The 18843-nt window shown below is 62.5% G+C and carries 18 protein-coding genes and 1 tRNA gene; 10 read left to right on the top strand and 9 right to left on the bottom strand.

Annotated elements, in window-relative coordinates:
• The first annotated feature begins 8 nt into the window (after positions 1 to 8).
• Positions 9 to 920, top strand: coding sequence for a helix-turn-helix transcriptional regulator (locus tag AB8A38_RS24935; RefSeq protein ID WP_093756981.1), 912 nt, complete (start codon positions 9 to 11; stop codon positions 918 to 920).
• Entirely contained in the window at positions 917 to 1390 is a 474-nt protein-coding gene (locus AB8A38_RS24930; protein ID WP_315843682.1) for a hypothetical protein, read from the top strand. Before AB8A38_RS24935 ends, AB8A38_RS24930 begins: the two co-directional genes overlap by 4 nt.
• Positions 1391 to 1394: 4 nt before the next feature.
• Here AB8A38_RS24930 and AB8A38_RS24925 read toward each other — a convergent pair whose 3' ends face one another.
• The 6 genes from AB8A38_RS24925 to AB8A38_RS24900 all read right to left on the bottom strand — a co-directional run bounded on the left by AB8A38_RS24925 (position 1395) and on the right by AB8A38_RS24900 (position 7499).
• On the bottom strand, positions 1395 to 2102 hold the full coding sequence (locus tag AB8A38_RS24925; RefSeq protein ID WP_439087798.1) for an ABC transporter ATP-binding protein: 708 nt from the start codon (positions 2100 to 2102) through the stop codon (positions 1395 to 1397).
• Complete coding sequence (locus AB8A38_RS24920) at positions 2102 to 2860, bottom strand: ABC transporter ATP-binding protein (protein WP_439087797.1); 759 nt, start codon at positions 2858 to 2860, stop codon at positions 2102 to 2104. Before AB8A38_RS24920 ends, AB8A38_RS24925 begins: the two co-directional genes overlap by 1 nt.
• Entirely contained in the window at positions 2853 to 3857 is a 1005-nt protein-coding gene (locus AB8A38_RS24915; protein ID WP_439087796.1) for a branched-chain amino acid ABC transporter permease, read from the bottom strand. Before AB8A38_RS24915 ends, AB8A38_RS24920 begins: the two co-directional genes overlap by 8 nt.
• A gap of 1 nt (position 3858) precedes the next feature.
• Positions 3859 to 4731, bottom strand: a complete 873-nt coding sequence (locus AB8A38_RS24910; RefSeq protein WP_439087795.1) for a branched-chain amino acid ABC transporter permease — start codon at positions 4729 to 4731, stop codon at positions 3859 to 3861.
• A 155-nt stretch (positions 4732 to 4886) separates the two neighbouring features.
• On the bottom strand, positions 4887 to 6095 hold the full coding sequence (locus tag AB8A38_RS24905) for an ABC transporter substrate-binding protein (RefSeq protein WP_439087794.1): 1209 nt from the start codon (positions 6093 to 6095) through the stop codon (positions 4887 to 4889).
• Positions 6096 to 6278: 183 nt separating this feature from the next.
• Entirely contained in the window at positions 6279 to 7499 is a 1221-nt protein-coding gene (locus tag AB8A38_RS24900) for a LysR family transcriptional regulator (RefSeq protein WP_439087793.1), read from the bottom strand.
• Between the two features lie 166 nt (positions 7500 to 7665).
• Here AB8A38_RS24900 and AB8A38_RS24895 point away from each other — a divergent pair, with 166 nt between their 5' ends.
• From AB8A38_RS24895 to AB8A38_RS24860, 8 genes are all read left to right on the top strand, one after another.
• Positions 7666 to 8499, top strand: a complete 834-nt coding sequence (locus tag AB8A38_RS24895) for a transporter substrate-binding domain-containing protein (protein WP_439087792.1) — start codon at positions 7666 to 7668, stop codon at positions 8497 to 8499.
• Positions 8496 to 9257, top strand: coding sequence for an amino acid ABC transporter ATP-binding protein (locus AB8A38_RS24890; RefSeq protein ID WP_439087791.1), 762 nt, complete (start codon positions 8496 to 8498; stop codon positions 9255 to 9257). Before AB8A38_RS24895 ends, AB8A38_RS24890 begins: the two co-directional genes overlap by 4 nt.
• A gap of 3 nt (positions 9258 to 9260) precedes the next feature.
• The gene (locus AB8A38_RS24885; RefSeq protein ID WP_439087790.1) at positions 9261 to 9962 is read left to right on the top strand and encodes an amino acid ABC transporter permease; all 702 of its coding nucleotides are present in this window, start codon (positions 9261 to 9263) and stop codon (positions 9960 to 9962) included.
• The gene (locus AB8A38_RS24880) at positions 9962 to 10621 is read left to right on the top strand and encodes an amino acid ABC transporter permease (RefSeq protein WP_439087789.1); all 660 of its coding nucleotides are present in this window, start codon (positions 9962 to 9964) and stop codon (positions 10619 to 10621) included. The genes AB8A38_RS24885 and AB8A38_RS24880 overlap by 1 nt, the downstream gene beginning before the upstream one ends.
• Before the next feature lie 64 nt (positions 10622 to 10685).
• A complete protein-coding gene (locus AB8A38_RS24875; protein ID WP_439087788.1) occupies positions 10686 to 12065 on the top strand; it encodes a dihydroorotase in 1380 nt (459 codons plus the stop codon).
• Between the two features lie 64 nt (positions 12066 to 12129).
• The gene (locus tag AB8A38_RS24870) at positions 12130 to 13218 is read left to right on the top strand and encodes a DUF917 domain-containing protein (RefSeq protein ID WP_439087787.1); all 1089 of its coding nucleotides are present in this window, start codon (positions 12130 to 12132) and stop codon (positions 13216 to 13218) included.
• Positions 13219 to 13237: 19 nt separating this feature from the next.
• Positions 13238 to 14896, top strand: a complete 1659-nt coding sequence (locus tag AB8A38_RS24865) for a urocanate hydratase (RefSeq protein ID WP_439087786.1) — start codon at positions 13238 to 13240, stop codon at positions 14894 to 14896.
• Positions 14897 to 15179: 283 nt separating this feature from the next.
• A tRNA-Gln gene (locus tag AB8A38_RS24860) sits at positions 15180 to 15254 on the top strand.
• Between the two features lie 365 nt (positions 15255 to 15619).
• On the opposite strand, the gene AB8A38_RS24855 is transcribed toward AB8A38_RS24860, so the two are convergent.
• Genes AB8A38_RS24855 through AB8A38_RS24845 form a run of 3 tightly spaced genes read right to left on the bottom strand, consistent with a single transcriptional unit; the run spans position 15620 to position 18836 of the window.
• Positions 15620 to 16768: an acetyl-CoA acetyltransferase gene (locus tag AB8A38_RS24855; protein WP_439087785.1), complete on the bottom strand. Its 1149-nt coding sequence runs from the start codon at positions 16766 to 16768 to the stop codon at positions 15620 to 15622.
• Positions 16765 to 17187: a Zn-ribbon domain-containing OB-fold protein gene (locus AB8A38_RS24850; RefSeq protein ID WP_439087784.1), complete on the bottom strand. Its 423-nt coding sequence runs from the start codon at positions 17185 to 17187 to the stop codon at positions 16765 to 16767. The genes AB8A38_RS24855 and AB8A38_RS24850 overlap by 4 nt, the downstream gene beginning before the upstream one ends.
• Positions 17184 to 18836, bottom strand: a complete 1653-nt coding sequence (locus tag AB8A38_RS24845; protein WP_439087783.1) for a long-chain-fatty-acid--CoA ligase — start codon at positions 18834 to 18836, stop codon at positions 17184 to 17186. Before AB8A38_RS24845 ends, AB8A38_RS24850 begins: the two co-directional genes overlap by 4 nt.
• Positions 18837 to 18843 lie beyond the last annotated feature (7 nt).

The raw sequence follows: 18843 nt of genomic DNA, 5'->3' as shown, positions 1-18843 counted from the left end.
CACGCCACATGACCGACCAGGCCGATCCCGAAACCGCCTTTCTTGAACAGCTCGGTCAGCGTGTCCGCACCATGCGCGGCCTGCGCGGCATGTCGCGAAAGGTACTGGCGAAAGTGTCGGGGATTTCGGAGCGCTACATCGCGCAACTGGAAAGCGGCAAGGGCAACGTGTCTATCGTGCTGCTGCGCCGGGTATCCGGCGCCATGGGCGCCCATCTCGAAGATCTGATTCCGGCGGACGAACCGACAACGGAGTGGCCGGTCATTCGCGACCTCGTTCGCAACGCGACACCGAACCAGATCGCCCAGGCCAAGGACGTTCTCGCCGGACGCGGGAACGGTCAGTTCCAGAATTATATGTCATTCAGCGGCATCGCCCTGATCGGGCTGCGCGGCGCCGGGAAATCGACGCTTGGAAAATTGCTGGCGGACAAGATCGGCTGGAGCTTCGTCGAACTCAATAAGGAGATCGAGCAGCACAACGGACTATCGGTCGCCGAAATCATCGCGCTCTATGGACAGGAGGGCTTTCGCCGCATGGAACAGGCCGCGCTGAACGGCCTGCTCGGACGCAAGGAACCCATCGTCCTTGCGACCGGCGGCGGCATCGTCTCGGAACCCGTGACCTTCGATCGGGTATTGTCGTCGTTCTACACGATCTGGCTCAAGGCCAAACCCGAGGAGCATATGGCGCGCGTCCGCCGCCAGGGTGACTTGCGCCCGATGGCCGACGACCGCTCCGCCATGCAGGAATTGCGCACAATCCTGCTGAGCCGCGAACCGCTCTATTCCCGCGCATCCGCCATTGTCGATACGGCCGGCCTCAGCAAGGACAAGGCTGCAGCGCAACTGGTCGGCGCGGTGTCGCGCGTGTTGAACACCAATGCCCAGGCTTTCGGACTCAGAAGCGCTGCGTCGTGACACTGGGCGAGCTTCTGCAAGCACGCGGCTTCGATCCCGTCGGTGTCATGGCGATCCGCAATACCCTGCATTCCGAAGACGTCTCAAACGATTTCCGCGATCTCGCCGATGTCATCAGCGCCAATGCGCTGCCGATGTATGACCGGATGCAGGACGGCCCACGCATTGCGCATCAGGCAGCCGTGCTCTCCTTTGCCGCAACAGACGGCGGGCAGGCACGCCTGACAAGCCTGCGAACCTTCCTGCTGCGCAGACCGGGAAGCGTTCCCGGCGACATCGTCTATGACTACGACGCCGCGCACCTGCTGCACAGCTTCATCGCGCGCGCCACGACGCCCTGTTTTTACGACGCCATTGAACGGGAAGAACTCAACGATCTGTTCGGCCGCCTCGTGGTGCAATGGCCGGAGCCGCTTTCTGACAATATTCTTGCGGCCAACGACGATGCGTTGACCGTCGTCGTGGCCTGATCGCTCAAACGCCGAGATGGCGCTCCAGCACGTCCGGCTGCGCGGTTAATGCCGCCGGCGTTCCGTCGAACACCACGCAACCCTTCGACAGGATCACCATTCGGTCGGCGACTTTCGCCAGACTCCGGAAATCCTTGTCGACGACGATAGTCGCGATGCCCTCGCTCCGAACGATCGCCAGCGTTTGCCAGATCGACTGCGCTACCAGCGGCGCCAAACCTTCCGTGGCCTCGTCGATCATGATCATATCAGGATTGGTCATCAGCGCGCGGCCAATGGTCAGCATCTGCTGTTCGCCCCCCGACAACTGATGCCCTCCATTGTTGCGGCGTTCGTGCAGACGCGGAAACAGCTCGAAGATTTTTGGCAGGGTCCAGGACTGACGCCCGTGATTGCCTGGTCGCGCGGCCATCACCAGATTTTCGGTGACCGACAGCGAACCGAAAATTCCTCTGCCCTCCGGCACCAGCGCCATGCCGCATCGCGCGATCGTTTCGGGCGCTGCATTGCGGATATCGCGGCCGTGGAAACGCAAGCTGCCACGGCAAAGGGGCATCAATCCCATCAGCGAACGCAGCAGTGTGGTCTTGCCCATGCCATTACGGCCGATCAGCGCGACCTGCTCACCGGGCGCGAAGGTCAGATCGATGCCGTGCAGGATCTGGCTAGCGCCATAAAACGCATCGAGCTTTTCCACCTCGAGCAAGGCCATTACGCGATGCCTCCATCAGCACCGAGATATGCGGCGCGCACGCCGGGATCCACGCGCACGTCCTGCGGCAAACCTGTGGCAATGACACGGCCGTCCTGCATCACCGTCAACCGGTCCGCGAGTTCGAACACCGCATCCATGTCGTGCTCCACCACCAGCAGCGCACGATCGGCCTTCAGCGACGCAATCAATCCGATGATGCCCCGCGCTTCCGATGGCCCCATGCCCGCCAGCGGCTCGTCGAGCAGAATGACCTGCGGATTGGTCGCCAGCACCATCGCGATTTCCAACTGGCGCTGTTCGCCGTGACTTAGTTTATCGGCAACGATCTGCGACCGCGCGGATAACCCGACCCGATCGATCGCATCGGTGACCAATTGGAGATATGGCCGGTCGCACCGCGTGCCGCCAAACATCCGGAGCGGCGCGATTGAACGGGCCTGCGCCGCAAGACGCACATTCTCATGCACGCTGAATTGCGCAAACAACGTCGTCTTCTGATAGGCGCGGCCGAGACCGGCGCGCGCGCGGCGGTCCGGCGACAAGGAGGTGATATCCACGCCATTCAGCAGGACCTCACCCGAGGTTGGCAGCATTTCGCCAGCCAGCAGATTGATCAGTGTAGATTTTCCGGCACCGTTCGGGCCGATCACCGCATGGATCTCGCCGGCGCGGATGTCGATCGACACATCGGAAACAGCCAGCAGGCCTCCGAAGCGCTTCTGCAATCCAGCGGCACGCAGCGCAACGTCATGCATGACGAGCCTCCGCGGCTGCAGACTTGACCTCGGCCGCGCGTTGCGGCGACGCGCCGAACACCATCGACCAGATTTGCCGGACACCATTGGGCAGCAGGATAACGATGCCGATGATGATCAAACCTTCGACAAGCTTCCAGTTGTCGAGATGCGCCTTCAGCACTTCTTCCATGCCGATCAGAACGAGCGCACCGACCAGCGGCCCGGTGACCGAGCGCAGACCACCGATCAGCACCATGACCAGAATTGTCGCCGACTGGTGCCATCCCAGCATCTGCGGCGCGACGAAGCCGAACTGGGCCGCGGCCAGATAACCGGCAACGCCCGCTAGCGCGCCAGACAGAGTGAATGCCGTCAGACGGAGGCGAAAGATCGGAAAGCCGAGCGACCGCGCCCGGCGCTCATTGTCCCGGGCTGCCGCCAGCGCGCGCCCAAACGGCGAACGGACTACCATCGTGAGCAGAGCGATCACGCCCACCAGGAAACCCAGCACGACAAAGTAGAAGGTCATGGGCTTGTCGAGATCGAGCAATTGGCGGCCGGCAATGGCGATCTCGGGCCGGATGTTGATGGAAACGCCGTCCGACCCACCCGCGAATTTGGTATCGTGGAAGAAGAAGAATAGCATCTCGCCGAAGGCGAGCGTCACCATGATGAAATAGACGCCGCGGGTGCGCAGCACCAGCGCACCAATCAGCAGGGCCGCGGTGCCGGAGCACAGGATCGCAATCGGAAGCGTTGTTAACAGCGACGCCGCATCATAACGAGGCGACAACAGCGCGAGTACATATCCGGCGAGGCCGAAAAAGGCGGCATGGCACAGGCTCACCAGACCGCCATGGCCGACCACGAGATTCAGTGACATGGCCAGCATGCCCATGATGAGCGCCTTGGCAAAGAATTGCGTGTAATAGGTCGATACGCAGAATGGCAGCGCAATCGCCATAGCCAGACAGGCGATACCGAACAATCGGACCCGCAGATTGGGCATGCTCATATCAAGCATCCTGGCGCCCGAGAATTCCACTGGGCCGCCACAGCAACACAACTGCCATCACCACATAGATCAGAATGCTGGAGACGCTGGGAAAGAACACCTTTCCGAACGTATCCGTGAGGCCGATCAGCAGTGCGCCGACGGCTGCGCCAGCGACCGACCCGATGCCGCCGAGCACGACCACGACAAAGGACAGGATCAGCATGCCATCCCCCATGCCGGGAAAAACTGTCGAGATCGGCGCGATCAGGATGCCGCCGAGCGCCGCCAGCGCGATGCCGGCGGCGAAGACGTAGCGATTGACCCGGTCGAACTTGATGCCGAGCACGCGCGCCATCTCACGATTTTCCGAACCCGCCCGTACGATCATGCCGATTTTGGTGCGCGTGATCACGAAGAAGATGACGAGTGCCGCCATCAGGCAGAATACACAGATCGCCAGCCGGTAAACCGGATAGGACAGGTTGTCGGTCAGCTGGATCGACCCCGACAACCACGCGGGTGGAGCGACCGCGTGCACATCCTTGCCGAACAGCAACTGCCTGACTTCGTCGATCACCAGGATAAGGCCGAAGCTGAGCAGCACCTGCGCCAGATGATCCCGGCCGTAGAGAAGACGAACGAAAACGGTCTCAAGCAGAATGCCGGCGATGAAGGCAACCAGCACACCGCCAAGTAGGGCGACCACAAAACTGCCGGTCATCAACGTGATCCAGTAAGCCAGATAGGCGCCGAGCATATAGAACGCGCCATGGGCGAGATTGATCACCCCCAGAATGCCGAACACCAGTGTCAGGCCGCTCGCGACCAGGAACAGGACTGCGCCATACTGAACTGCATTCAGCAACTGAACGCCTAGTGTGATGAGGTCCATCAGATCAATCCAACCACGGCGGGCCACCTTCAGTCGCCGGCGCAATCAAGCATGAGGGCGTACCTTCCTGCGCAGTAACACCTCCGTCACGGACGGCCTTGCGCGCAACAGGCTTCGACGATTCGATCTTCATCGACAGACCGCGCAACGATGCTTCAGGTCATCTTACAGCCCCGCGCGGGATCGTCGACATCGGCCTGGGCGATCGAGATCATCTCGTTACGCCCGTTGCGGACCTCGCGCAGATAGATGTTCTGGATCGGGTTATGCGCCTTGTTGAAGGACAGCGGCCCGCGCGGGCTGTCGATCTTCGCAGCTCCCATTGCCGCGATCATCTTGTCGCGCGCAGTGAAGTCGCCGCCGACAGCCGTCAGCCCGATATCCAGCAGCGCCGCGCCATCGTAGCCCTGTACGGCGTAGATATCGCCGTCCTTGCCTGTCTTGGCCTTGAAGGCTTTGAGGAAGGCGAGATTGGCGGGATTATCGAGATTGTCCGCGTAATGCAGCGTCGTCCTGATACCCTTGGCGGCTTCACCCTGCGCTTCGATGGTGCCGTCGGTCAGAAAGCCTGCGCCATAAAGCGGGATGGTCTTGTTCAGGCCCGCCGCCGCATAATCCTTGACGAACTTCACCGCGCCACCGCCTGCAAAGAAGCTGAACACGGCATCGGGCTTCAACTGCGCGATCTGCGTGATCAGTGCCTGAAATTCCACCTCTGGAAATGGCACCGTCAGGTCCGCGACGATCTTGCCGCCGTTCTTGGTGAAGTTTTCAGCGAAGGCGCCGATCATCTCGGCACCGGCCGTGTAACGCCATGTGATCGTGACCACGTTTTTGATGCCGGCATCGGCCATCACCTTGCCCATCGGGTAGGTGCTCTGCCAGTTCGAGAACGACGTGCGGAAGATGTTCGGCGCGCAGGCCGGACCAGTCGCATCATTGGCGCCGGCATTCGGAATGATCAGCAGGGTTTTGGTGTCGCGCGCGACCTTGACCATGGCCATGGCCACGCCGGAATGCACGGTGCCGACAACGACGTCAGCCTTCTCGCGGCCGACCAGCCGGTTCATGTTGTCGGTGGCTGCTTCGGGCTTAGATTCATCGTCCACCTGCACGAATGCAATGTCGCGCCCGCCGAGCTTGCCACCCTTCTGCTCAACATAAAGACGGAAGCCGTCATCGATGAATTGGCCAAGCTTTGCATAGGTCCCGGTGTAGGGAAGCATCATCCCCACCTTCAATGGCGCGTTCTGCGCGATGGCCGGGCTAAGAAGCGGCGACGTCGCAATGAATGTCGCTGCACCGGCGGTCCCGGACAGCATCGCGCGCCGCGTCAACGGACGCAGAAACCCCTTGGTGGTCATCGGCTCGTCTCCCCTCGGAATAATTGATGACCGGTTGATCCGGCCTACCAATGCAGATTGACGCCAGGTGGGAGCATTGCCCTCCACCCGCGCTCACATCTCTGCAGCATAATGCACGAAATTGGAAAAGATCAAGAATTATAATTCATAGTCAGCGACAGCGGGTAGCCGCGCTGATTCAAATCAGTCGCTGTTGACCATCATGGCGGCGGCTGGTGTTGCCGGCGCATAGTTGCGCAGGGCAGCAAGAATGGAGCGGGCGCCGCGCCGCGCGCCTTCGGTCTGCACCCAGACCAGCGACAGGATAAGTTCAAGCCCGGGATCAACCGGCAGCGCCACGAGGCGCGCATCGAACGAGACGAGCGCGCTTTCGGGGAGCACTGACACGAAACCGAAATCCAGCATCAGGTTGGCGATGATCGGGATCGAGTCGATTTCCGTGATGGTCAGCGCATCGATCTCTGCCTGAGGCAGTAATTGCGCGAGCAGTCTGTGGGCGGCCTGCCCAAGGCCAGTGCGTCGGCTGGGTAGCGCAAGCGGTTGCAGGCGAAGCACCCGCATGACATCGGGCTGGTCGCCCAGCACCTCACGCGCGCCGACGACCACAAGCTTCGATCGCACCAGCGCGCGGGAGGAGACATCTGCGGGGATCGTATCGCTGTCGATCAGCGCGACGTCGCACCGTTTGTCTTTCAGGCCGGTCAGCAGATCCTCCGCCGTACCATTAGTGACAAACAGCGGCTGCGTCGGCCGATCCCGCTGCCAGGCGGCGACGAGAAAGGCCAGCAGCCGCGCGACATTGCTTTCGTGACCGAGCGGCATCACCGCCCCGAGCCTGATAGTGGCATTGGTCGAACGAAAACGCTCACGCGCACGCCCTGACAGTCGTTGCATGGTTTTTTCAAGTTCAGCCAGCGACGTGACCAGCAACTGGCATGCCGGCGTCGGCGTGACACCGATACGGGAGCGATGAAACAACACGCTGCCGAGTTCATCTTCAACGCGTGCAATCTGTCGCGCGAGTTGCGGCTGACCGAGACGGATGATGCGTGCGGCACGACGAACGCTGCCGGTTTCCGCAACCAATGCGACACGCTGCAAGGCCGTGAGACTGACATCACACTCGGCGCAGAAAGCCCGTGCTGCATCGCCTGCCCTATCGGGCGCGATCATCCCCATCGCGATATCCGCTGCGGCTTCAATCTCGTCCAGCATTCGCCGTGCCTCAAGCGTGAGAAAGCTCGCGGCACCTACGCGATTCAACAACGGCGCTGCGATGGAGCGCTCGAACCGTTTCACCGCTGCCGAGAGCGTACTGGGTGCGCGTCCAAGTTGGCGCGCGGCTTCGCGCACATTGCCGCAACGAAGCACCACGGCTGTCATCACCAAGGTCGCAATGTCCATTACATTGTCATCCGGGTCTGTAGTCGATTTTTTCGCGCTGCAGCGAGAGCGTATAGGATGTCCATCAAATGGGATATCCCCCCGATGCGCAATTGCGTTAGCCTTCATGACAAGGACCGCGGAGCCAGCTGCCGGCTTGGCCTGGCCGCACCAATGGAGGTGTTCGATGAAAGCAATGATCCTTGCCGCCGGGCTTCTGGCTCTTGCCAGTCCCGCACTCGCTCAGACTCAGGAACCGCTCAAGTCCGCGATCGACTCGACCTTCGCGCCGCATGCCATGCCCAAACTGTCGGGCGGCCTCGAAGGCTTCAATATCGACGTCGTCGATGAGATGTCGAAGCGCATCAAGCGCCCGATCACGGTGGAAGGCGCGCAATTCGCCGGTCTCCTTCCGGCGCTTCAGGCCGGCACCTACGACTTCCTCGCCGCTGTGGTCACCGTCACGCCCGAGCGCGCGCAGCAGTTGCTGTTCATGGAAGGCTTCGTCGACGCCGACTATCGCTTCATGACCTTGGCCTCCGCACCGCCGATCACCAAGCTCGAAGATCTCTCCGGCAAGACCATCGCCGTGCAGAAAGGCGCGATCTACGAGAAATGGGTCAACGACAACGCCACCAAATATGGCTGGAAGTCGGAATCCTTCGCCACCAGCACCGACGCGGCGCAAGCTGTGCTCGCCGGCCGTGCCGACGCCAACATCTCGGCCGCCACCGTCGTCGCCTGGATCGTGAAGAACAATCCGCGGCTGAAGAACGCCTATCTCTACAAGACCGGCCTCGTCTGGAGCATGCCGCTGCGCAACGGCAATACCGAATTGCGCAACAAGCTCGAAGACGCGCTGGTCTGCATGAAGCAGGATGGCACACTGAAGAAACTCTACGTGAAGTGGTTCGGTGTCGAGCCGGAGGCCGGTTCGGCGACCACCACCATCTATCCCGGCTATGGCGCACCGGGCGTTGCCGGCTATGACCCGGCCGAGCAGAAGCCGACCTGTTCATGAGTTCGGCAGCAGCAGCGCCTGTGCCCCGCTATCTGCTCGAAGCACGCGGCGTCCGGAAGAGCTTCGGCATCACCGAAGTTCTGAAGGGCGTCGATCTTTTGGTCGAGCCGGGCAAGCTGGTCTTTCTGATCGGCCCATCCGGCTCGGGCAAGAGTACCTTGCTGCGCTGTTGCAATCGTCTGGAGGAGCCGGATGGCGGCTCCATCATCATGGACAATGTCGACCTGCTGTCGCCGCGCACCGATATCAATGCCGCGCGGCGACAGATCGGCATGGTATTCCAGAGCTTCAATCTCTATCCGCACCTCACCGTGCAGAAGAACATCACGCTGGCGCTGCGCAAGGTCGCCGGCATGAGCACCGCCGACGCCAATGCCCGTGCCGCGGAGATGCTGGCGCTGGTAGGCCTGCCCGACAAGGCCGCGTCCTATCCCGCGCAACTCTCCGGCGGCCAGCAGCAACGCATCGGCATTGCGCGTTCGCTCGCGCTCAATCCCAAGATCATCCTGATGGACGAGCCGACTTCGGCGCTGGATCCGGAACTTGTCGGCAGCGTGCTCGCCGTCGTGAAGGATCTGCGCGACCGCGGCATCACCATGGTCATCGCCAGCCATGAAATGAATTTCGCCCGCGGAGCCGCCGACAAGGTCGTTTTCCTCGATGGCGGCCTTGTCATCGAGGAAGGCAGCGCCGAAGACATTTTCCTGCGGCCGCAGGAAGAACGTACCAAACGTTTTCTCGCGCAGATCAGGCACTAGGCCATGACCGCTGCCGACGCGATGAGCAACTGGGACCGCTTCGTCTTCACCTTCTTCAACGCGGATATCGCGATGAAGTATGGCTGGGAGATTTTGCAGGGCGCCGGCGTTACCATTCTTGCCGGCCTCGCAGTGGTCATCACAGGTATCGGTGCTGGGTTCGGCCTCGCCGCCTTGCGTGCAATCGGTTGGAAACCGGTCAATTTTCTCATCATCGTGTTCGTCGATATCTTCCGCTCGCTGCCGCCATTGGCGATCATCCTGGTCCTGTTCTTCGGATTTCCCAATATCGGCATCGTGCTGCCTAGCCTGGTCGTGCTGTGGATATCGCTCGGTGCCGTGCTCGCAGCCTTCGCCGAGGAAATCTTCTGGGCCGGCATCACCTCGGTACCCAAGGGCCAATGGCTGGCCGCACGTTCCACCGGCCTCACTTTCGCGCAAACCCTGCGTTACGTGATCCTGCCGCAGGCCGTTCGCCTTGGCATTCCGCCGCTGACCAATCGCGCCATCTCCATCACCAAGAACCTCGCGCTCGGCAGCGCCATCGGCGTCAACGAGATTCTTGGCCGCGCCAATTCCGCGCTATCGATGTCCGCCAATGCGACGCCGCTCACCATGGGCGCCCTGCTCTATGTGCTGGTGTTCATCCCGCTTGTGATCGCCTCCCGTACACTCGAACGCAACTATCGGTGGGGTGAGCACTGATGGAGCAGTTCACGCAGGAATTCTTCAATCTCGACGTCATGGCGAAGGTCGCGCCGTTCCTGCTGCAGGGTCTGCTGCAGACGCTGCTGCTGTGCTCGTTCCTGATCCCGATCGGCCTCGTCAGCGGCATCCTCGTAATGCTGCTGACCACCAGCCCCTATCGCCTGCTGCGCTGGCCGGCGATCGCCGCTGTCGATCTCTTCCGCGCCTTTCCGCCGCTGGTGCTGCTGGTCTTCGTCTATGCAGGCTTGCCCTTCATTGGACTGCGCGTGCCGGCTCTGGTGGCGGTCGCCGTCGCCTTCCTGATCAATTCGGCGAGCTACTACGGCGAGATCTATCGCGCCGGCATGGTCAGCGTGCCCAAGGGACAGCGTGAAGCCGCGCGCTCCACCGGCCTCTCCGCCACGCAGACATTAATTTACGTGACGCTGCCGCAAGCCGTGCGCAACGTGCTGCCGGACCTGCTGTCCAATACCGTCGAACTCGTCAAACTCACGACGCTGGCCAGCGTCATCTCGGTGCCGGAGCTGCTGCATTCCGCCAATCTGGCGCGCTCGCTCACTTACAACTCATCGCCGCTGATCCTTGCGGCGATCATCTATCTGTTCTTGCTGTTGCCGGTCGTGCGGCTGATCGCGCGGCTGGAACACAGACTCTAGAACACACGGTCCGGCAGGGCCATCACGACAAGCCGGCTCGCCGGCGGCGAATGTGGAGTTGTACATGGATTTCGATCTGGTTCTCGCCGGCAAGGTGATCGGTCACGACAGCATCATCGAGAACGGCTGGGTTGCAGTCCGCGACGGGCGCGTGGGTGCCGTCGGCGAAGGTACGCCGCCGGCCGCGCCCGAGCGGCAGGATTTCAAGTCAGGCATGATCCTGCCGGGCGCCATCGACGCACAGGTCCACTCGCTGTCGCAGCGCAATCAGGAAGACTTCGTCTGGTCTACGCGGTCCGCCGCAGCCGGCGGTGTGACCACCATCGTCGACATGCCCTATGACGAAGGTGATCTGGTCTGCTCGGCTGCTGCAGTCGAGCGCAAGATTGCCCATGCGAGCAAACAGGCGCGCGTCGATTTCGCGCTTTATGGCACCATCGATCCCGAGGAGGGTCCGGCGCGCATTGTCGAACAGGCCAAGGCCGGCGTCGCCGCCTTCAAGTTCTCCACCTTCGGCACTGACCCGAAGCGCTTTCCGCGCATCCCCGCGCCGCTGCTCGCCGATTGTTTCGCCGCCATTGCGCCGACCGGCCTCGCAGCCGGCGTCCACAACGAGGACGACGAATTCATCCGCGATGCCGTCGCCAAGGTGAAGGCCAAGGGCATCACCGACTGGCGTGCCCATGCCATGTCGCGCCCGCCGCTCGCCGAAATCCTGGCGATGCTGCAGATCTATGAGACCGGCGCCGAGACCGGTTGTCCCGCCCATGTGGTGCATTGTTCTGTCGCGCGCGGTTACGATATTGCGGCGTGGTATCGCTCCAAGGGTCATCACGCCACGGTGGAATGCTGCATCCACTATCTCGTGCTCGACGAGGAGAATGACGTCTCCCGCCTCGGTGGCAAGGCCAAGATCAATCCCCCGGTGCGCCCGCGTGCCGATGTCGAGGCGCTGTGGGCGGAGCTTGCAGCCGGACGCGTCTCGCTGGTCTCGACCGATCACGTCAGTTGGTCGGAGGATCGCAAGATCAATCCGGACATGCTCGCCAATGCGTCCGGCGTCCCCGGCTTAGAGGCCATGGTACCGCTGCTGGTAAAGGGTCTCGTCGAGCGTAGGCTGCCACTGACCCATGCCGCGAAGCTGATGTCGTTCAATCCGGCGCGGCACTTCCGCATCGACGATCGCAAGGGCGCGCTGGCGCCCGGCCTCGACGCCGACATCACCGTGCTGGTGGACAAGCCCGTCGTCTATGACGCTGCAGCGAGCGGCAACAACGTGGTCGGCTGGTCCCCCTATAACGGCATCACGCTGCCGTGGACCGTGGCTGCGACCTATGTGCGCGGCCAGCTCGCCTTCGACGGCAGCAAGGTTCTCGCCGAACCCGGCAGCGGACAATTCGTGCGGCCGCCGCTGCTTCTCCCAGAGCGACTGCCGGTGGCGTGACGCCCGCCGTTCCGATCACCGACCACGTATCGAACACAAGAACATCTGCCGAGGAGACATTCCGATGGGACGTATTCTGACCGAACGCGATATTGAAGCCGCCGTGCGCGGCGGCGGTGTCTACGCTGCCGGTGGCGGCGGCTGGGCGGATCACGGGCGCATGCTCGGCCGCGCCGCCCTTCTCGTCGGCAAGCCCGAACTCGTGTCGATCGACGAACTCGACGACGACGACTGGGTGGCCACTGCAGCCGCGATCGGCGCGCCGGCGTCGACCACCGCCTGGGAGATGCAGGGCAAGGATTACGTCCGCGCGGTGCAACTGCTGCAGGATGCGCTGGGTGAACCGCTGAAAGGCCTCATCATCGGCCAGAATGGCAAGTCGTCCACCATGAATGCGTGGCTGCCATCGGCCCTGCTCGGCACCAAGGTGGTCGATGCCGTCGGCGACATGCGCGCGCATCCGACCGGCGACATGGGCTCGATCGGTCTTGCCGGCTCGCCCGAGCCGATGATCCAGACAGCCGCCGGCGGCAACCGCGCCGAGAACCGCTATATCGAGCTCACCGTGCGGGGCGCCACCGCCAAGGTCTCGCCGATCCTGCGTACCGCCGGCGACATGTCCGGCGGTTTCATTGCATCCTGCCGCAATCCGGTTCGCGCGTCCTATGTGCGCGACAACGCCGCTCTGGGCGGCATCTCGCTCGCGCTGCGCCTCGGCGAAGCCATCCTCGCCGCCGAGTCCAAAGGTCCGTCTGCCGTGATCGACGCGATCTGCAAGGACACCGGCGGCGCGATCATCGGCAGCGGCAAGATCACGGCGAAGAATGTGGTCTATACGCCAGAAGCCTTCGACATCGGCACGCTGATCATCGGCGAAGGCGACCGCGCCATCACGCTGCATGTGATGAACGAATACATGGCCATCGTCGATGCATCGGGCAATCGTCTCGCGACCTTCCCCGACATCATCGCGACGCTGTCCGACGATGCGGAGCCGATGAGCGTCGGCCATCTCGAAGTCGGCATGAACGTGCATCTGTTCCATGTGCCAAAGACGATCATTCCGCTCGCCTCCAGCGTCAAGGATCCGGCGGTCTATCCCTCCGTCGAACGCGCCATGGGCATCGAGATCGCACGCTACGCACTGGCCTGAGACACGACAGGAGTCCGTCATGACATCAGCGAATCCACGGCACCCCGATTTTCCGATTCCTGGCGGCCCAAAGCTGCGCGCCAAGGGCTGGCGGCAGGAAGGTCTGTTGCGCCTTCTGGAAAACGTGCTCGCGGTCGGTGAGGATCCGTCGAACCTCGTCGTCTATGCGGCGCTGGGGCGCGCGGCCCGTAACTGGCCCGCACACAAGGCCATCGTGCAGGCGCTGACGACCATGGAGGAAGACCAGACCCTGGTCATTCAGTCCGGCAAGCCGGTCGGCCTGCTGCGCACCCACGCCAGGGCGCCGCTGGTCATCATGGCGAATTGCAACATCGTGGGACAATGGGCCAAGGCCGAGATCTTCTACGAACTCGAGCGCAAGGGTCTGATCTGCTGGGGCGGACTCACGGCCGGCGCGTGGCAATATATCGGCTCGCAGGGCGTCATTCAGGGCACCTACGAGATCTTCATGCGCATCGCCGAACGTCGCTTCGGCGGCACGCTCGCCGGGCGCTTCGTCCTCACCGCCGGGCTCGGCGGCATGGGCGGCTCGCAGCCGCTCGCCGGGCGCATGGCCGGCGCCGCGATCCTCACCGTCGACATCGATCCGGAACGGGCGCGCAAGCGCAAGGAGATCGGCTATCTCGAAGTGATCGCCCCCGACCTTGATTCAGCGCTGGAGATGATCGCCGCCGCGAAGGCGGAGCGTCGCGCGTTGTCGGTCGGTCTTGTCGGCAATGCCGCCGATATCTATCCGGAAATCGCCCGGCGCGGCGTCATCCCCGATGTGGTGACCGACCAGACCGCAGCCCACGATCTCGTCTACGGTTATGTGCCGCGCACGCGCTCACTCGAGGAAGCGCGCGTCATGCGCAAGACAGCGCCAGAACAATTGATGAAGGAGAGCCGCGCGTCGATTGTCGACCATGTGCGCGCGATGCTGACCTTCCAGGCGCGCGGCGCGGAAGTGTTCGACAACGGCAATCTCATTCGCACTCACGCCAAGGAAGGCGGCGTCACAAATGCCTTCGATATCCCGATCTTCACCGAAGCCTATCTGCGCCCGCTATTTGCACGCGCCATCGGTCCGTTCCGCTGGATGGCGCTGTCGGGCGATCCCGACGATATCCGTGCCATCGACGATCTCGTCCTGCGCCTGTTCGGCGACAACCAGATCGTCTCCAACTGGATCAAGCTCGCGCGCCAATACGTGCCTTTCGAAGGCTTGCCGGCACGCATCGCCTGGCTCGGCCATGGCGAGCGCAGCGAATTGGCGCTGGGTGTGAATGAACTCGTCGCCAGTGGCACGCTCAGGGGACCGGTCGCCTTCTCGCGCGATCATCTCGATGCCGCCGGCATGGCGCATCCGAACATCATGACCGAGAACATGCGCGACGGCTCCGATGCCATCGCCGACTGGCCACTGCTCGACGCCATGGCATTATGTTCGTCCCAGGCCGATCTCGTCGCCGTCCACTCCGGCGGCGGAGGTTATGCCGGCTATATGACCAGCGCCGGGGTCACCCTGATCGCCGACGGCACGGCCGCCGCGGCAGAACGACTCGCCATGAGCCTCGACAACGACACGGGCCTCGGCGTCATCCGCTACGCGGATGCCGGTTATGACGAGGCCATCGACGAGGTCTCGCTCAAGCACGTTCCGCACATCCAGCTCTAGACCGATCGTTCCGACCACTCTTCGGCGCGTCAGGCGAGCCTGAGCCTGGACAGGCGTCAGGAACCTCACATCGTCCATTGTACGAACGCGAAAACCGGAAAATTGGGGAGCCAGGGGCTCCCCCGCGCCGGCAGAAGCCTCCACCCCCAAATTGCACGAAAGCCAGTCGCACCGCACGCGGGGAACACCGCTGTCAGGTGGTTGAAATTGCGGAGCTCTCTCTATAGACCGACGGAGCCAAAGCGATCCGCGGGCCCGCCCCGCCTGTTGTCGCCTCGGCCGTTGGGGCGTAGCCAAGCGGTAAGGCAGGGGATTTTGATTCCCCCATTCGGAGGTTCGATCCCTCCCGCCCCAGCCAATATTTCACAATATTATCAGATGGTTATGGATTTTCACCGGAATCCATTCTGACAACTCATCCCCTGCCCATCCTGACAACTCGTTGCTAATGCGTTCCTCGGAGTGGCCAAAAAAGAGCGCCCGCAAAGGGGCGCTTTTCTCTCGCATTCGGCTCGTATGCGCTTTCCGTTCAAAGGCTGGCGGCAATGATCGCTGATGAAGGTTTGCGTCGGCCGGGTAAGCGACCTCTGCCAGCAAAGCTAGGAACATTTCACCGTAGAGGCGCGATACATACATGACCCATTCATCGCGGGGCTTCGGCAACCTGTACCTGTTTCAACAGACGGCGACGCAAGCCGATGAAGGACATCAACAGATCTGTCATTACAGCGTGTTGGCGCCGCCAAGCACGGCCGTAAATTCATGCGAGAAGGTGCAACCATTGCCATGAGCGATCGCGATCTCGGCATCCGCGATCTGCCGTGCGCCGGCATTGCCGCGCAATTGCTCCGTCGCTTCGATCAGCGTGAACAGCCCGTACATGCCTGGATGCGCAAACGACAATCCACCACCATTGGTATTGACCGGCAGAGCACCACCCGGCGCGATCCGACCACCGGAGACAAACGCGCCGCCCTCACCTTTCTTGCAGAATCTCATGTCTTCCAGGAACATGATGACGTTGATGGTGAAGGCGTCGTAGAGCTGCAACACATCGACATCAGCCGTGGTGATGCCCGCCATCTCGAACGCGCGCGGCGCGCATTCGGCCGTCGGCGTCGTACAGAAATCCGGGATCTGCGAGACCTCGCGGCTCCAGCTCGCCCCGGCGCCGCCGAGGAAATAGACCGGCTTGTGCTTCAGCGCTTTCGCACGATCGGGACTGGTGACGATGACCGCCGCACCGCCATCGCTCATCAGACAGCAATCCAGCCGCGAGAGCGGATCGGCCACCAGCGGCGATGCCAGCACCTCGTCGATGGTCAGCGGCGCCTTCATCGTCGCATCGGGATGCAGCTGTGCCCATTGCCGCGCGGCCACGGCAACTTCCGCCATCTGCGCGCGCGTGGTGCCATATTCATACATGTGCCGCGCGGCGCACATCGCGTAGCCGGGCAGCGGCGACATCAGGCCGTAGACTTTCTCGAAGGTCGGCAGTTCGTGGATGCCGAAGGTGCCGGCCCCTTTGAGGTTGGAGCCATAGGCGATCAGAACCGTGGTGCAGAGCCCTGCCTCGATGGCCATTGTCGCCTGCAGGAGATGCGACAGGAAGGACGAACCGCCGGTCATGTCCGAACACGCCCATTTCGGACGGATGCCGAGATACTCGCCCATCGAGAGCGTCGGGAACATGTGATACAGCGTGCCACCGCAGATGCCATCGATGTCCTTCAACTGCAGACCCGCATCGGCGACCGCGCGCGCAGTGGCGCCCGCCATCAGATCCATCGAGGACAGACCGGGCGCACGGCCAAGGCCGTAGGTGCCGATACCGACGATGGCGCTCTTGCCACGCAACGAGGATGCGGTCATGGCGTGGCTCCCACGGGACGAAACAGCACGATGGGCTGTTCGCTATTGGCATAGGTGCCGAAATCCACCGGCACGATCACCGCCTGCACGCGCATGCCGATATGAACCTCATCCGGCGCGCATTCGACGACGCGGCTAAGCATGCGGACGCCCTCGTCGAGCTCGACGACGCAGGCATTGTGGTCGCCGCCATGCTTCGAGGGCCGGCGCATGATGGTGGTCGAATAGACCGTGCCGAAGCCACTGACTTCGACGAATTCGAGATCGTCTGCGCCGCTGTGGGGCGCGATCAGGCGCGGATAGAACACATATTCGCCGGTCGTACGCGAGCGTTGGATCATCAGTCTGCCGGCGCGCAGATGGGCCCAGAACTGTCCCTCGGGACCAAGCCCGGTTGCTGGCGAGGTTGCTGTCGTCATGTCCATTCCGCTTCCTGCAGCGACCGCCAGCTGATCTTGTTGCTTTCCGAGCGCGGCAGGCTGTCGACCAGCACCACCGAGCGTGGTGTCTTGTAATTGGCCATGGCGCCGCGCGCCCAGCCGATGATGTCGTCTGCCGTTGTCGACGCTTTGGCCGCATCATGCAGCACCACCAGCGCCTTCACCGACTCGCCGCGATAGCTGTCCGGCGTCGAAATGATACAGCACTCCTTGATGGCGGGATGGCCATACATGATGGACTCGACTTCCGCTGGCCACACCTTGAAGCCACTGACATTGATCATCCGCTTCAGCCGGTCGACAGCAAAGAAATAGCCGTCGCGGTCGCGATAGCCGAGATCGCCGGTACGTAGAAAGCGCTTGCTGCCCAGCGTGATGAAAGAGGTCTCGTTCGCCTCGGGTTTGTTCCAGTAGTTCTGCAGCACCTGCGGGCCGTTGACGACGATCTCGCCGACCTCGTCATTGCCGAGCTCGGTCAGCGTGTCGGGATCGATGATCCGCGCGTCGGTCTGGTGCACGGCGATGCCGAGGCACTGGCGCCTTGGCGCCTCCATCGGATTGATGTGGGTCGGCGACATGGTCTCGGTCATGCCGTAGCCTTCGACGAATTCGAGGCTGAAGCGGGTCTTGAGCCGCTCGGCCACTGCCACCGGCATCGCCGCGCCACCGCCGGTGATGACCTTGAGCGTTGCAAAACATTCTTCGCGGAATGTCGGGCTGGAGAGCACGTCGACGATCATAGTCGGCGCCGCGTTCCAGAAGGTCACGCCATGGGCCTCGAACAGACCAGGGATCAGGTCCTTATCCCAGCGCGCCATCAGCATCAGCGTCGCGCCGACCGAGATCGCTGCATTCATCGAGCCCTGCATGCCCGCCACATGAAAGAACGGCTGCACGCCAGTCAGCACGTCGCCGCTGCCCAGTTTGTACCAGCGCGCCTGCAGCACTGCCGTGAACAGCACGCTCGAGTGCAGATGCATGCAGGCCTTCGGCTTGCCTGTCGTACCGGATGTGTAAGGGAACAGGCAGAGATCGGTTGGCGTCGCGGTCATCGGCGACGGCGTCTCGTTGCGAGCAATCACAGAGTCCCAGGCGCGCCAACCCGCCGCCGTGGGGCACGATCCGTTTTGCGTCACACAGGCTGGCAGCGTGTAAGGCGATGGCTCGGGCACATAGTCGTGATAGTGCGCGACGATGATGCTGTTGATGGCGTTGCCAAGCAGCGGTGCAAAAACATCGACGAGATCGCTGCCGATGATCGCCACACTCGCGCCGCTGTCAGACGCGATATAGTCGAGTTCGGCGGTCTTGTTCATCGGGTTGATCGGCACCACGACCGCATCGGCCCGCATGACGGCGTAATACGAGATCACATATTGCGGCGAATTCTGCAGCGCGACCATGACGCGATCACCGCGCTTCACGCCGCAGATGTTCTGCAGATAGCCGGCGAGCGCGTCGACCTGCCGTAACAATTCTACGTAAGTGAGCACTCCGCCGTAGAACAGCGTGGCCGGGTGATCCGGCCGCGCGGTCGCCACCCGTACCAGCGCGTCATAGAGGACGCCCTCGGGCAACGGCAGCATGTGCGGCTCGCCGGGTGGCCAGAACGGAGAGACGTCACTCACGGCAAGC

The sequence above is a fragment of the Tardiphaga sp. 839_C3_N1_4 genome (assembly GCF_051811045.1).
Lineage (GTDB): Bacteria > Pseudomonadota > Alphaproteobacteria > Rhizobiales > Xanthobacteraceae > Tardiphaga.
This window is presented reverse-complemented; position numbering and strand designations above follow the sequence as displayed.

What these genes read in the sequence shown, in the direction of transcription:
- AB8A38_RS24935 (WP_093756981.1), top strand. Translation starts at nt 9, where the DNA reads ATGACCGACCAGGCCGATCCCGAAACCGCCTTTCTTGAACAGCTCGGT.
- AB8A38_RS24925 (WP_439087798.1), bottom strand. Translation starts at nt 2,102, where the DNA reads ATGGCCTTGCTCGAGGTGGAAAAGCTCGATGCGTTTTATGGCGCTAGC.
- AB8A38_RS24920 (WP_439087797.1), bottom strand. Translation starts at nt 2,860, where the DNA reads ATGCATGACGTTGCGCTGCGTGCCGCTGGATTGCAGAAGCGCTTCGGA.
- AB8A38_RS24915 (WP_439087796.1), bottom strand. Translation starts at nt 3,857, where the DNA reads ATGAGCATGCCCAATCTGCGGGTCCGATTGTTCGGTATCGCCTGTCTG.
- AB8A38_RS24910 (WP_439087795.1), bottom strand. Translation starts at nt 4,731, where the DNA reads ATGGACCTCATCACACTAGGCGTTCAGTTGCTGAATGCAGTTCAGTAT.
- AB8A38_RS24905 (WP_439087794.1), bottom strand. Translation starts at nt 6,095, where the DNA reads ATGACCACCAAGGGGTTTCTGCGTCCGTTGACGCGGCGCGCGATGCTG.
- AB8A38_RS24900 (WP_439087793.1), bottom strand. Translation starts at nt 7,499, where the DNA reads ATGGACATTGCGACCTTGGTGATGACAGCCGTGGTGCTTCGTTGCGGC.
- AB8A38_RS24895 (WP_439087792.1), top strand. Translation starts at nt 7,666, where the DNA reads ATGAAAGCAATGATCCTTGCCGCCGGGCTTCTGGCTCTTGCCAGTCCC.
- AB8A38_RS24890 (WP_439087791.1), top strand. Translation starts at nt 8,496, where the DNA reads ATGAGTTCGGCAGCAGCAGCGCCTGTGCCCCGCTATCTGCTCGAAGCA.
- AB8A38_RS24885 (WP_439087790.1), top strand. Translation starts at nt 9,261, where the DNA reads ATGACCGCTGCCGACGCGATGAGCAACTGGGACCGCTTCGTCTTCACC.
- AB8A38_RS24880 (WP_439087789.1), top strand. Translation starts at nt 9,962, where the DNA reads ATGGAGCAGTTCACGCAGGAATTCTTCAATCTCGACGTCATGGCGAAG.
- AB8A38_RS24875 (WP_439087788.1), top strand. Translation starts at nt 10,686, where the DNA reads ATGGATTTCGATCTGGTTCTCGCCGGCAAGGTGATCGGTCACGACAGC.
- AB8A38_RS24870 (WP_439087787.1), top strand. Translation starts at nt 12,130, where the DNA reads ATGGGACGTATTCTGACCGAACGCGATATTGAAGCCGCCGTGCGCGGC.
- AB8A38_RS24865 (WP_439087786.1), top strand. Translation starts at nt 13,238, where the DNA reads ATGACATCAGCGAATCCACGGCACCCCGATTTTCCGATTCCTGGCGGC.
- AB8A38_RS24855 (WP_439087785.1), bottom strand. Translation starts at nt 16,768, where the DNA reads ATGACCGCATCCTCGTTGCGTGGCAAGAGCGCCATCGTCGGTATCGGC.
- AB8A38_RS24850 (WP_439087784.1), bottom strand. Translation starts at nt 17,187, where the DNA reads ATGACGACAGCAACCTCGCCAGCAACCGGGCTTGGTCCCGAGGGACAG.